8 protein-coding genes and 1 tRNA gene are annotated in these 13077 nt (G+C 55.1%); 4 read left to right on the top strand and 5 right to left on the bottom strand.

Features of this window, described 5'->3' with window-relative positions; genetic code table 11:
* Positions 1-181: 181 nt before the first annotated feature.
* Complete coding sequence (queG, locus tag SADFL11_RS15140) at positions 182-1321, bottom strand: tRNA epoxyqueuosine(34) reductase QueG (RefSeq protein ID WP_040451384.1); 1140 nt, start codon at positions 1319-1321, stop codon at positions 182-184.
* An 18-nt stretch (positions 1322-1339) separates the two neighbouring features.
* Entirely contained in the window at positions 1340-2032 is a 693-nt protein-coding gene (locus SADFL11_RS15135; protein ID WP_008193981.1) for a glutathione S-transferase family protein, read from the bottom strand.
* Positions 2033-2223: 191 nt separating this feature from the next.
* Between SADFL11_RS15135 and SADFL11_RS15130 the strand changes: the two genes are divergently transcribed.
* Positions 2224-3030 (top strand): undecaprenyl-diphosphate phosphatase, encoded by an 807-nt coding sequence (locus SADFL11_RS15130; protein WP_040451386.1) that lies wholly within the window; start codon positions 2224-2226, stop codon positions 3028-3030.
* Here SADFL11_RS15130 and SADFL11_RS15125 read toward each other — a convergent pair.
* A complete protein-coding gene (locus tag SADFL11_RS15125) occupies positions 3022-4047 on the bottom strand; it encodes a helix-turn-helix transcriptional regulator (RefSeq protein ID WP_008192979.1) in 1026 nt (341 codons plus the stop codon). The two genes, SADFL11_RS15130 and SADFL11_RS15125, sit on opposite strands and share 9 nt — an antisense overlap.
* Before the next feature lie 148 nt (positions 4048-4195).
* Here SADFL11_RS15125 and SADFL11_RS15120 point away from each other — a divergent pair, with 148 nt between their 5' ends.
* Positions 4196-4432, top strand: a complete 237-nt coding sequence (locus SADFL11_RS15120) for a YjiS-like domain-containing protein (protein WP_008194887.1) — start codon at positions 4196-4198, stop codon at positions 4430-4432.
* Positions 4433-4456: 24 nt separating this feature from the next.
* On the opposite strand, the gene SADFL11_RS15115 is transcribed toward SADFL11_RS15120, so the two are convergent.
* Positions 4457-5710 carry an MFS transporter gene (locus SADFL11_RS15115; protein ID WP_008193108.1) on the bottom strand — a complete coding sequence of 418 codons (1254 nt, stop codon included), beginning with the start codon at positions 5708-5710 and terminating at the stop codon, positions 4457-4459.
* A gap of 113 nt (positions 5711-5823) precedes the next feature.
* Positions 5824-6804 (bottom strand): complex I NDUFA9 subunit family protein, encoded by a 981-nt coding sequence (locus SADFL11_RS15110; RefSeq protein ID WP_008195775.1) that lies wholly within the window; start codon positions 6802-6804, stop codon positions 5824-5826.
* A gap of 175 nt (positions 6805-6979) precedes the next feature.
* Here SADFL11_RS15110 and SADFL11_RS15105 point away from each other — a divergent pair.
* Both SADFL11_RS15105 and SADFL11_RS25470 read left to right on the top strand, forming a co-directional pair.
* A tRNA-Leu gene (locus SADFL11_RS15105) sits at positions 6980-7066 on the top strand.
* Positions 7067-7845: 779 nt separating this feature from the next.
* Positions 7846-12999, top strand: coding sequence for an ExeM/NucH family extracellular endonuclease (locus SADFL11_RS25470; protein ID WP_050776029.1), 5154 nt, complete (start codon positions 7846-7848; stop codon positions 12997-12999).
* Positions 13000-13077 lie beyond the last annotated feature (78 nt).

Raw genomic sequence — 13077 nt, 5'->3', positions numbered from 1 at the left:
GGCGCCAGGTAGGCGGGGCGGGGGCATTTGGAGAGAGGGCTGGAAAAATACAACATCTTGGCTCCGGTATCCGGGATAGAGGTCCGGCATATCCGAGGAAAAACACCTCTTGCCGTGATGACCTTTCAATAAACTATAGACCATACTCACGAGAAGATGGCCCAAAGCTGGCGATCACTTTTTATCCTTGCTTTTGCCACTCTGTGCGAACTTCAGCGCTGGTTTCAGATAGAAGCGCGGCGTGGCTCTTTTGCTTGAACCTGTCGGTTGAAACAAGTTGGCGCCAGGCCCAGACCGCGGTGCCACGCACGGTTTCATCCGGATCATCCAGTAGCCGCTCAACAGAGTTCACGAGCTCCGGCTTTGCTGAGTTCCCTGCTGCAATCAGAACATTGCGCAGGAACCGGTTTCGGCCAATCCGTTTGATCGGAGATCCGGAAAAGAGTTTCCGGAACGCTGGATCGTCCAGTCTTAACAAGTCGGCGAGCCGCGGAGACTTCAAATCCTCCCGGGCCACCAGTTTTGCCTCGCTTGCCGCTTGAGCGAATTTGTTCCAGGGACAGGCCGCCAGGCAATCGTCACAGCCATAGATCCTGTTGCCGATGGGTTTTCGGAATTCATCTGGAATGGGACCGGCATGCTCGATGGTGAGATAGGAAATGCAGCGCCGCGCATCCAGCCGGTAAGGCGCCGGGAAAGCATCTGTCGGACAAGCATCGAGGCACGCCTTGCAGGACCCGCAGTGATCGGTCTCCGCGCCGCTTTCGGGTAATTCCAGTGTCGTAAAGATAGAGCCGAGGAAAAACCAGGATCCGAGCTCCCGGGAGACCAGATTGGTGTGTTTGCCCTGCCAGCCAAGCCCGGCCGCCTGACCCAAAGGTTTTTCCATGACGGGCGCGGTATCGACGAACACCTTCACATCTCCGCCCGCACGCGAGATTAGAAAACTGGCAAGCTCCTTAAGGCGCCCTTTGATGATGTCGTGGTAATCGCGATGTCGGGCATAAACCGAAATGCCGCCAGCGCCCTTGTCGCTCAGATGCGCCAGTGGATGGTTCTCCGGGGCATCGTCGGGGCCATAGTTCATGGCCAGCATGATGACGGAATTCACCTCAGACCAAAGCGCTTTCGGTGCCGCTCTGCGTTCGGCAGTTTCGGCCATCCAGCCCATCGAACCGTGGTAGTTTTTTTCAAGAAACGCGTTCAGCCGCTCTTTCGCGTTTGGAATGCTGTCGGCGGCTGTAATGTTTAAGGCATCAAACCCGAGTGCGGTTGCCTTTGCTTCCAAAGCAGTAACAAGTTTTTGCGTCTTGGTATCCAACTGAGGCCCCAACGGTGCTCAAAAGTCGAGATCCGCATAGGTCGATGCGGGTGGCATGCCCAGTACCTTTTCTCCCAGAAGAGGCCTCATGCTGGGGCGCGATTTTACCCGCGCATACCAGTTCTTGATATCCTCTTCGTTGTTCCATTTCACCTCGCCGAGATAGTCGGCGCAAGATAGCGCCGCAGCCAGCGCAAAATCCGCAAAAGAGAGGCGGTCGCCGGCAAGCCAGCGGCGGGACGCAACGAGGTAATGAAAGTATTTCAGGTGATGGTCGATGTTGGCCCGGGCGACTCGAAGGGCCGCAGAATCAGGCTCGCCCCCACCGGCGGATTTTGGCATGATCTGTTTGTAGATCCGCTCCCGCACCAGATGACCGATTACTTCGACGTCGAATTTTGCCAGTGCCCAATCCACCAGTCTGCGGGTTTCCGCACGTGCATCGGGATGATCCGGCATCAGCCTGCGATCGCCGATTGCATATCCGCGGGTCTCATCAAGGTACTCCATGATCGGACCAGGGCCACAAATTGCCGGACCTTCATTCTCGACCATCACCGGAATTGTGCCTGCAGCGTTCAGGATGAGCAATTCCTGAGGCCGCTCCCACGGGTTTATATGCCGCTCCTCGAACGCCGCGCCATACTCGCTCAAGATCAGGCGAATAAACCGGGAGGAAGGTGAAAACGGGTGGTGATAAAGGGTCAGCATGAAAGCGTATAGAGCCTGAACTGTGGCAAGACTATGCCCGATGGCCGTGGCAGACGAGAAGTTTGCCTCAGAACTGGTTATCAAGGGTTTGACGGAGGTCTCCGGGTCCGGCAAATAGGCGGTCGGAATGCGTCGCGACAGTTAGCGGATCAACCCGCCCGTCATCAAGGCTTTTGGAGACCTGATACACAATGGATGGCCAAACGATTGTAAATGCTCTCATTTTGGGAGTGGTTGAGGGTCTGACCGAGTTTATTCCGGTTTCCTCGACAGGGCATTTGCTCCTCATTGGTCATTTTCTAGGGTTCGAGAGCACCGGCAAGACGTTTGAGGTGCTGATCCAGCTTGGAGCGATTCTGGCGATTCTTTCCGTTTATTCGGCGCGCCTGTGGCAGCTCGCGACGTCTTTGCCCAGCGATGCGACCAGCCGCAGGTTTGTGTTTGGCATTTTGATTGCCTTTCTTCCGGCCGCGGTCATCGGGGTCATGGCGCATGGCTTCATCAAAGAGGTGCTGTTTGAAACCCCAGCACTCGTCTGCACGACATTGTTGGTTGGCGGTATCATCTTGCTGTGGATCGACCGCCTCGAGCTTTCACCGAAATACACCAACGTGATGGACTATCCGTTGTCTCTTTGCCTGAAGATCGGGTTCTGCCAGTGCCTGGCAATGGTCCCCGGTGTTTCCCGGTCAGGAGCAACCATTGCCGGATCGCTGTTGATGGGCACGGACAAGCGGTCTGCGGCCGAGTTTTCCTTCTTCCTCGCCATGCCGACCATGGCCGGGGCCTTTGCCTATGATCTTTATAAAAACCGGAATGTGATTTCGACGGACGATGTTGTCCTGATCAGCATCGGATTTGTCGCCTCCTTCATCGCGGGCTTTTTTGTTGTCAAAGGGCTCCTCGATTTTGTCTCCCGTCATGGTTTTGCACCTTTTGCCTGGTGGCGCATTTTTGTCGGCCTAGCCGGTTTTGCGGGCCTTTATTTTCTAGGCTGATTTTTCAAGCCGGGATGAGCTGTGCTCGTTTGCTAGCGCCGCAAACTCCGATGCGATTTTCTGGCGCAGGTGCGCCGGTTCGAACAGTTCAGCACCGGGTCCCAACCAACGGACAAGTGGCAGGATCCGTCCCGGGTCGACACTCGGGATGCTGATCAGGATTTCACCGTTGGCAATCGGTGTGAAAACCGCGTGGCGGTAATACCAGTCCGCACTCAGTCGTTTGGCTTGCCTTGCAGTCAAACGGATCTTGCTGATCTTGTCTTCCTGTTCCCAGCGCCGCATTGCATGTGACAGCCACGCACCGCCCAAGAGGGACTGGATCGAAAAGTCTTTTGGCGGGCGGAACCGCAAACCGCTGATTTCAAGATCATGAACACGGTCTGCGCGGTAAACTTTCAAGGTATCTGTGTCGACGCAGCGGCCGGCAAGATACCAAAGATCCCGGTCAAACATGACGCCTTGCGGCTCGACATCATGGGACTTGCGCGTTTGCCGCGACGGATTGACGTGATCGAACCGCACCCGTCTTGCCTCCAGGATGCCCGTCATGAACCCGTCGAGCGCGCTTTGCCATGCGTCGGTTGCTTCGGCTTTTGTACCGGAGTGAAAGATATCGGGCGGGATCGGTTCGATCCCGACAATCCGTTCGGCATCCTTCAATAGTCCGTGGACCGCCTTTGGAAGTGTCGCCAGAAGTTTTTGTTCCGCTGAGGAGAGGTCGTTTGCCAACGGAACGGTCCTGCTTGACCGGACGAGGGCCATTGCTGTGAGAAGTGCCGCTGTCTCGTTCCGGGTAAGCGCGACAGGCGGCTGCAAATATCCCTTGGCCAGCCGGTAACCGCCTTCAGCCCCGCGTTCTGCGTCAATCGGCACACCAAGGGCGATCAGCCGGTCGATATCACGGTAGACCGTTCTCAAGGAGACGTGAAACCGTTCAGCCAGAACAGTCGCGGGGACGAGTTTGCCGCCGGTCAACAGCAGCAAAATGCCGAGTGCGCGTTCAATCGGGTTCATGAAACAAGACTCTTCAGAGTTGTAGCGAAAAAAATCATATCCTGAGAACAGAACAAGATCAAACCTGACTCCCTGCTGTCAGGATTGCCCTGCCAGGATGGTTTCATCCCCGGAACAGACGGGGTGACAATGATCCCGGAGAAGAGAGATGAGCCTTGAGATTGATACCGTTTTCCGCCGCCGTGCCCATAACCGCAGTCTGTTCCTCACTGCCATTCGTACTTTGGCCGCAAGCGTTCAATTGTATCTGCGCCGCAGGTCATCTGAGCGCGCTCTTGCGCGCTTGAGCAATCAGGAACTTGATGACATCGGTCTTGTGCGAACGAATCGCGGATATCGCGAGCTGCACCATGACCGCCTTGGCGCGAGCTATTGGAATGACTGAAGAAACAAGAAGTCCGGCGCTATTTCATGCGCCGGACTTCCGTGTCAATGATTTGATCTCGGGCCGGTTCCAGACAATGAACATGACGATGAGTGCGATAATGGACGCGGCCATCACGGTGAAGAATGGCAAGTCCAGATCAATCGCAATCAACCGGCCGCCCAAGAGTGAGATAACTCCAGCGACCAATGTGAAGACGGCGATTGTGACACCCATGATCCAGCCCTGTTCTTCGTCAGTCACCGCCGCCGAATACAGGCCGAGGAACGTCGGATAGGCGATACCGAAGACGAAATAGAAACAGAAAACCGGTACGAACGTCAAAATTGGGTGAGGCGCCGCCACAAACGCAGCTGCCGATATCGCCCAGACGACAAACGTCACGCTCAAAATGGCCTCTTTGGTTAGTCTTTTCTGGACCGGAACAACAAGGAACGTGCTGGAAAAGGCCAGCGCCACACCGATCGTCAGCATAATCATGCTGCCACCTAGCGTCCCATATCCAAAGCGGCTTGTCAGATAGTTGTCGACGAAGATGTAGAAGGACAGGTTCGCGATGTGGAAGAACAGGAACACCACTGAAAGCCGGACAACAACGGGATAGTTTTTGATCCTCCATAGCAATTCAAAAATCTCTGACGGCTTGAAAACAAACGGCGCAAGATCCTGCTTTTCATCCTTAAAGAAGAAAAGAACCAGGACAATGGCAATCGCGACCAGGACAAAGCAGGCATAAAACGGCATCTGCAAGCTGGCGTAGCTCCCCAGGATAACTGGGTCTGAGAGAAATCCGCCGATCAAGGGGCCTCCGACCAAGCCGAAACTGACGCCGGTAATGATGTAGCCCATGTTCCGGTTGCGATCCTCTTCATCAACGCTGCCATCTATCATGGCCGCTTGCGCAATCGGCTGATTGCCGGCGGTCAATCCCGTGATCGCTCTGCCGACAATCAGAAGAGTGAAGCTCTTCATGTAAAGCGCAGCAATGGTCAGCGCGTAGCCTGCAAGTGCTCCGACGAGGCAGATGAGGATTGCGTTTTTGCGGCCGATGCTGTCGGAAAGTTTCGAGATGTAGGGAGCTCCGAAAAACCAGCACAAGAAAAAGACGCCAATGATCAGGCCATAATCAAAATGCCGAGTGGCCTCAGAGGTTGCGGCCGGGAGCAGTGCCGTATCGGGGTTCATGATCAGGTTGTTGATGATTGGAAACACCAAGCCTTGTCCGAGCAAGTCGACAAACACGACAAACAACAAGGTGATCTTGGCAACAACCGGCATGAATCCGCCTCCACTTAGTCAGCCTATGTGCAGCACAGGATGACCGCAATGCATTGAAAACAAAAAAAGGCGGGCCAAGCCCGCCTCATCGTGTGCTTGAAGCCTGACCGGCTTTAGGTGCGATTGGCCTTGTGGGCGTCATACTGGCCATGTTCCCGGAACCGGTCGAGATAAGACGGCAGAATGGCGGCCAGGGTCGTCGGTTCGATGCCAATGCCGGAAAGGGTTCGGCCTTCGGAGATCGCAGCTTCAGACACCACATTGTCTTTCTTGAGCAATTCCACCTGATCTGCCGTGAGCGGGGAGCCGGGCATATACTGCATGACCTTGCCCATGACTTCGGAAACAGGGAAGGGGATCGGCAGCAGAACGCGGGACCGCTGTGTAACCTCCAGCATGTCTTCCAGGCAGTCCCGGAAACTCTTGATCTCCGGTCCGCCGAGTTCATAAACGGAGCCGGGCTGAAGAGTGCCGTCAACCGCACGGGCAACAGCTTCGGCGATGTCACAGACATAGACCGGCTGGAATTTGGTCTCACCGCCGCCAACCAAGGGTAGGACCGGAGAAATTCGGGCCATCCCGGCAAACTGGTTGAAGAAATTGTCTTCCGGCCCAAAGACGATCGAGGGCCGCAGGATGATGCTGTCGGGCAGCGTTTCCAGAACACCGGTTTCGCCGACGGCTTTGGACCGTGCATAGGCAGATGCACTCTCGGGATCCGCGCCAATTGCTGAAATGTGGGTAATGCCGTTCAGTCCGGCCGCACGGGCAGCCTCGGCGATGGCGCGGGGCCCGAAGGCCTGAACGGCATCGAAACTCTGCTTTCCGGTTGGGGCGAGGATGCCGACCGCATTGACAACAGCGTCGGCCCCTTGAACGGCGCGATCGACGGACCAGCGGTGCCGCAAGTTGGCCTGCACCGCCATGATTTGCCCCGGTGCGCCGAGCGGCTGTAGATGGTTGGCGAGATCGGGCCGCCGCACGGCCGCCCGCACGCGGTAGCCGCGTTTGGACAATGCCTGAACGATATGCCGGCCGAGGAAGCCGGATCCACCGAAGACTGTGACGAGTTTTCCGTTAAGGGGTGTGGACATCGTGAGAAGGCCCTTTGTCGCGTCCAAAAGCTTTACCCGGCAAAAAGGCCGGGACTTTCCAACAGTCTCTTAGACCGTTGCGTCCGGTGTGTGAAGGGCTGGAGGAAAAGGAACGAAAAAAGTATAAGACGACGATTGACAACCTGTGGGCTGCCCCTTAAAAGCCCCCCTCACGGCCCAGGTGGCGGAACTGGTAGACGCGCTAGCTTCAGGTGCTAGTGCCCTTACGGGCGTGGAGGTTCGAGTCCTCTCCTGGGCACCAAACATACGTTTCAGATCATCCAGTTCGATCCGAAACACATCGAAAAAGCTCCGGTTTCCGGGGCTTTTTTCGTTTTCAGCGTCCGGTTTTCGCTCTGCTTGTTCAGGTATCGGGAACAATGTTCGCCTGGCTTCCGCCGGCTCCATGATAGTCGGATTTTTCTTGCAGCACTTTCAGCAGCATTTTGAACACGTTTTGTGTCTTGCAGGGTATGCAATGTGTACCCCGCATGCGCTTTTGTTTTAGGCATCGAGTGTTCAGTCATATCTTGTTTTTGACGGGTTTCGGACGCTGGGCTCGATGTTCCGTAAGGGGAGAAAACGTCGATCTGCCCAACCGTTGCTTGGTCATGTGATGTGGCAGTACGGTGACGCGGTCTGCCGTTCCAAGGCAATCATGAGTTGATGAAAAAAGTATTTTTAAGGTTCACCTTGACGAACTAGGTAGAATGTCCGTTTGCGAAATGCAGCGAAGTATAAAACAAAAAAAAATTAGAAAAATCGTAAAAAATATAAAAATGCAAAAAATTAAAACATAAATCTCGACAAGAAGTCGCAAGAACGCTGTTCAATTTAAATAGTCGGCAAATTAATTGTCATATTTTTGATGTAATATTGATAAGATGGTAATATTACATGAAATTATTCATCAAAAATTCAAAAAATACTACATTGTAACTCTCCAGTCAGAAGTTAATAAACCGTTAATGAAACGGTCCGGCGGCTCGCATTCTTATCGAAGCTGCCGGTCTCTTTTTGTCTCGCGTAGGGGATCGCACGATGTTGCAGTTTAATGAATCTTTTTACCAAGCCCAAAATCCGGACGTGGCCGCGGCCATTGAAGCTGGCGTGATCGGCAGCGCCGAGGAGCACTTCAACCTCTTTGGTTTTCAAGAAGGTCGTGATCCAAATGCTCACTTCGACACCTCATTCTATCTCGGGCAGAACCCGGATGTTGCGGCTGCAGGTGTGAATCCGTTCGATCACTACAATCTGTTGGGTGAGAGCGAAGGCCGGAGCCCAAACTCCTTATTCGACCCTGTTTTTTATGCAGAGCAATACCCGGATGTCGCTGCGGCCGGTGTCAGCCTGTTTGAACATTTTATCAATTTTGGCGCGTCCGAGGGGCGTTCGCCGAATGCAAGCATCGCGTCCCAGCTCGAAAGCGGTTTTGATACCGAAGCCTATCTGGCTGCGAACCCGGATGTCGCCGCGGCGATTGAAAACGGCCTGTTCGCATCCGCCTATGAGCACTGGGGCCTGTTTGGTTTCAAAGAAGACCGGTCTGGCGCCCAAAACACAAATGGTGATGTGATTTCAATTGGTGACGGCGCCCCGGGAGATAATCCTGATGCCGCACCAGGTGATGAGGACGGTGGAACCGGAGGCGGCGGCGGTGGCGGCACGCCAACCCCGGAACCATTTACGCTCGAGCTTTTGCATTTCACGGATCAGGAAGCAAACGCTGCAACCATCGACAACATCGATAATCTTTCCGGGGTTCTGAATGCCCTGCGTGAAGAAGACCTTGGGAACGACGGCGAGGTTGACAACACCCTGACACTATCCTCCGGCGATGCCATCATCCCGGGCCTGTTTTTTGATGCGTCGGAAGCGGTCTTCGGATCTGCGGGTATTGCGGATATCCAGATCCAAAACGAACTTGGTGTTCAGGCGATCGCGCTTGGCAACCACGAGTTCGATCTCGGGACTGGCTTGCTGGCGGGCCTGATTGACGGTTCGGCAGGGCAGAATTTTGGCCAAGAGCTTGATGATGATAACAACGTCGTCTCTCCGGCCGTCCCGAACTTCAGCAATCCGCTATTCAGCGGAACGGATCTGGAAGGTGCTGATTTCGGTGGCGCGATGTTCCCGTACCTTTCCGCGAACCTCGACTTCTCAACCGATGCCAACCTTGCTCCGCTTGCCGTTGAAGGTGGCCAGGACACGGCAACTCTTGAACACGTCGTGACGTCGTCCAGCGTCTCCGATGTCAACGGCGAGCTCGTCGGTATCGTCGGTGCGACCGTTCCGACAATCCGCGCAATTTCCAGCCCGGGCGCGGATCTGGGTATCTTGCCAGAAGACTTCGACAGCAATCCGACACCAGAGCAATTGGATGCGCTGGCCGCAGTTCTGCAGAGCGAAGTGGATGCGCTGCTGGCTGCAAACCCGAGCCTGAACAAGGTTATCTTGCTCAGCCACATGCAGCAGATCTCCATCGAGCAGGAGTTGGCTGCTCGTTTGACCGACGTTGACATCATCGTTGCTGGTGGCTCGAACACCCGCCTCTTCGATGACAATGACCGTGCGCGTGACGGCGACAGCGATCAGGGCCAGTACCCGATAATGGTCGAAAATGCTGGCGGCACCACGACGGCGGTCGTCAACACCGACGGCAATTACAAATATGTCGGACGCCTTGTTGTCGACTTTGACGAAGACGGTCACATCATTGCGGACAGCTATGATGAATTGGTTTCCGGTGCTTATGCCACCGATGATGCCGGTGTTGCAGCTCTCGGCGCTGAGAACCTGATCGATGCTGAAGTCGATGCGATCACGGACGCCATCCAGGCGGAGATCGTGGCGACAGAATCGAATGTGTTCGGTGTTTCCGATGTGTTCCTGAACGGCAACCGCTCCGGCACCTTCACCGAAGAGGATCCGGACGGTGTCCGCACCCAGGAAACCAACCTTGGCAACCTGACTGCAGATGCGAACCTTGCCTATGCCAACCAGATGATTGCAGAAAATAATCTGGGTGAAGCGGTTGTGGTATCGATCAAGAACGGTGGCGGCATTCGCGCCAACATCGGTGAGATCGTTGTTCCTGCTGGCGGCACGGAAGCCATCCGTTTGCCGAACTCGCAGGTTCTTGATGAGAACAATCAGGTCGTCAAGCCGACCGGCGGTATCAGCCAAAACGACATTGCCACAACACTGGCCTTCAACAACGGCCTGACGCTACTGGATATCACCAAAACGGAACTGGTGGACTTCCTGGAAGGCGCCGTCGGCGCACTGCCGGGCAACGCCTCTGGCGGCTTCCCGCAGATCTCCGGCCTGAAGTTCTCCTTTGACGAAACACAGCCAGAAGGAAGCCGCGTGGTCTCTGCCGGGATCTTCGACGGCGACAAACTGGTTGCTGAGCTGGTCCGCGACGGAGATATCGTCGGTGACGGTTCAGAGAGCTTCCGCATTGTGACACTCAACTTCCTGGCCAACAGCGGCGATCCGGTTCTGTCCAACTTGTCCGATCCGAACCGGGTGGATCTGATCGACCTAGACGGCGACGACGAAAACGATGGCCTGTTCTCAGGTGATGCGATCTTCGCTGTCAATGGCAGTGAGCAAGATGCTCTGGCCGAATACCTGGAAGACAACCACAACCCGGAAAAAGGCGGAACGGCCTTCAACGAAGCCGACAGCGGTCCTTCCTCCGATGACCGTATCCAGAACCTGACATTCCGTGAAGACGATGTGCTTCCCCAGGAGACCGCACCGCGGATCAACGAATTCCATTACGACAACGATGGTGGAGATGTGGGAGAGTTCATCGAGGTGCGGGTGGACAATGGTTACGACGTCTCAACGCTCTCGGTCGAGTTGTACAACGGCAGCAATGGCACTGAATACCGTACTATTGACGTCTCGTCCGGCACTCAGTTTTCTGATGACACCTTTGATTATTATGTGATGGAACTGCCGGCCAACGGCATCCAGAACGGAAGCCCGGACGGACTTGCTCTTGTCGACGGAACTGAAGTCATTGAGTTCCTCAGCTATGAGGGCGCCATGACCGCAACGAATGGCACTGCCAACGGCCTGACGTCCACGGACATTGGTGTGTCTGAACCAGGTTCAACGCCTGCCGGGCAGTCCCTGCAGCGTTTGGATGACGGTTCTTGGTCGGCCCCCACAGAGGAGACTAAAGGCACTGCCAACACACCAGGCGGAGACAACGGTGGTGAAGAGCCAACGTTTGAGCTGATTTCGTCCATCCAGGGCACAGCCACAGGATCTCTGCTGGAAGGTCAGCGAGTGACTGTCGAGGCGATTGTCGTTGGCGACTTCCAAGACGGTGGCAATGGTGTCGACGGTGACCTCAACGGGTTCTTCCTTCAGGAAGAAGACAAGGATGCGGATGACAATGCCGCAACGTCCGAGGGCGTCTTCGTCTTCGACGGATTTGAACCGGGTCTCGATGTTAAAGTTGGCGACCTTGTTCGTGTTACCGGGACGGTCACGGAGTTCTTTGGTGAAACGCAAATTGGCGATGTCACCGATATCCAAGTCGTGAGTGCCGAAAATACGGAGCCGACGGCCGCTGAAATCACCTTCCCGGTCGCAGATGTTATCCAGAACAGCGATGGCGAGTTCATTCCGGACCTCGAGGCTTATGAGGGTATGCTGGTGACGATCCCGGAAACGATGACCGTTGCAGATCTGTTCACCCTGGGCCGTTTCGGTGATATTGGTCTTCAAGCAGACGGACTGCTCGAAACCTACACGCAAGGCAATACGCCAAGTGTGGAAGGGTTCAATGCATTCATCCAAGAGGCCGTCAGCAACTCCATCCTTCTGGATGATGGCTTCACCACACAGAACCCGGACACAATCCCGTTCGAAATCTTTGGTGAAAATGGCAATATTGCCGGTCAGTTCGATGCAGGCGATGCATTAAGTGCTGGCGACACCGTTTCTGGCCTGACGGGCGTGCTCCGCTTCGGTACTGGATCCGGTGAGTTCGGAGATGCTGCCTTCCGCATCAATCCAACGGAAACACCAGAATTCGCGGACACTGCGCCACGTGACTCTGAGGTGCCGGATGTTGGTGGCTCATTGAAAGTTGGCTCATTCAACCTGCTCAACTTCTTCACCACGCTTGATCAGACGGGTAACACATCTGGACCGAGCGGTTTGGATCCGCGTGGTGCAGAAAGTGCTGCCGAATTCGAGCGCCAAGTTGACAAGATGATTGCAGCCCTCGCCGAAATGGATGCCGACATCATCGGGCTTCAGGAACTGGAAAACGAGTATGGTGACCAGAACGGTGACGGTCAGTTCGCACTTCAGTATCTGGTGAATGCCCTGAACGAGGCAACTGGCCGGAACTACACCTTCGTTGATCCAGGTGTCAATTATGGCGACACCAGCGATGCGATCATGGTTGGCATGATCTACGATGCTGACGCGGTCGAGATTGCTGATGGCACTTCTGTCGCCAGATTGACCGACGCGGACCTTGCTGGCTTGGAAAACCTCACTGATCTGAATGTCGATCCGGGCCATGCAGTGTTCGATGGTGCTGGCACCAGCCGCGCACCGCTCGCTGTCACTTTCACGGAGTTGGAAACCGGCGGGGACATCACAGTAGCGGTCAATCACTTCAAGTCGAAAGGCTCGGTAAGCCCGTTCGGCAACAACGAAGGTATTGGCGATGGCACTGGAAACAACAACGAGGCACGCCTGCAGGCTGCAGAGGCTCTCGATGCTTGGCTTGCGACCAATCCTACCGGATCCGATGACACGGATATCCTGATCTTGGGAGATCTGAACTCCTACCTCATGGAAGATCCAATCCAGTACCTTCTGAGCCAGGACGACGGATTGATTGACTTCAATCTGTTGGGTGGTGACAACCAGACATCGTTTGGTTTCCCGGTCGATCTGGGTACGGCGCCGTCTGTTCAGTCCTTCGGTGCGCTTGACTTCGCGCTGGCCAGCAACAGTCTGCTAGACCAAGTCACTGGTGCTGAAGAGTGGAACATCAACGCGTTTGAAGCTTCGGCGTTGGACTACAATACGAACTTCAAACCGGATAGCCAGATCTCCGATCTCTACGCCGCAGATCAGTACCGGGCATCTGACCACAATCCGATGCTCATTGGCCTGGATTTGACCGCGGATACGATCCAGTTCCTTGGCTGATTGTAGAGAGCTCTAGAACGTTGAAACGGCCGGGCACTGCCCGGCCGTTTTGTTTACATCGACCCAGGCGGTCGATGT

Source organism: Roseibium alexandrii DFL-11, assembly GCF_000158095.2.
Classification (GTDB): domain Bacteria; phylum Pseudomonadota; class Alphaproteobacteria; order Rhizobiales; family Stappiaceae; genus Roseibium; species Roseibium alexandrii.
Note: the sequence above shows the minus strand (reverse complement) of the source record. Positions and strands in the feature narration are given on the sequence as shown.

Bases quoted from the DNA above. Each gene is read 5' to 3' on its own strand.
- SADFL11_RS15135 (WP_008193981.1), bottom strand. From the start codon at position 2,032: ATGCTGACCCTTTATCACCACCCGTTTTCACCTTCCTCCCGGTTTATT.
- SADFL11_RS15130 (WP_040451386.1), top strand. From the start codon at position 2,224: ATGGATGGCCAAACGATTGTAAATGCTCTCATTTTGGGAGTGGTTGAG.
- SADFL11_RS15125 (WP_008192979.1), bottom strand. From the start codon at position 4,047: ATGAACCCGATTGAACGCGCACTCGGCATTTTGCTGCTGTTGACCGGC.
- SADFL11_RS15120 (WP_008194887.1), top strand. From the start codon at position 4,196: ATGAGCCTTGAGATTGATACCGTTTTCCGCCGCCGTGCCCATAACCGC.
- SADFL11_RS15115 (WP_008193108.1), bottom strand. From the start codon at position 5,710: ATGCCGGTTGTTGCCAAGATCACCTTGTTGTTTGTCGTGTTTGTCGAC.
- SADFL11_RS15110 (WP_008195775.1), bottom strand. From the start codon at position 6,804: ATGTCCACACCCCTTAACGGAAAACTCGTCACAGTCTTCGGTGGATCC.
- SADFL11_RS25470 (WP_050776029.1), top strand. From the start codon at position 7,846: ATGTTGCAGTTTAATGAATCTTTTTACCAAGCCCAAAATCCGGACGTG.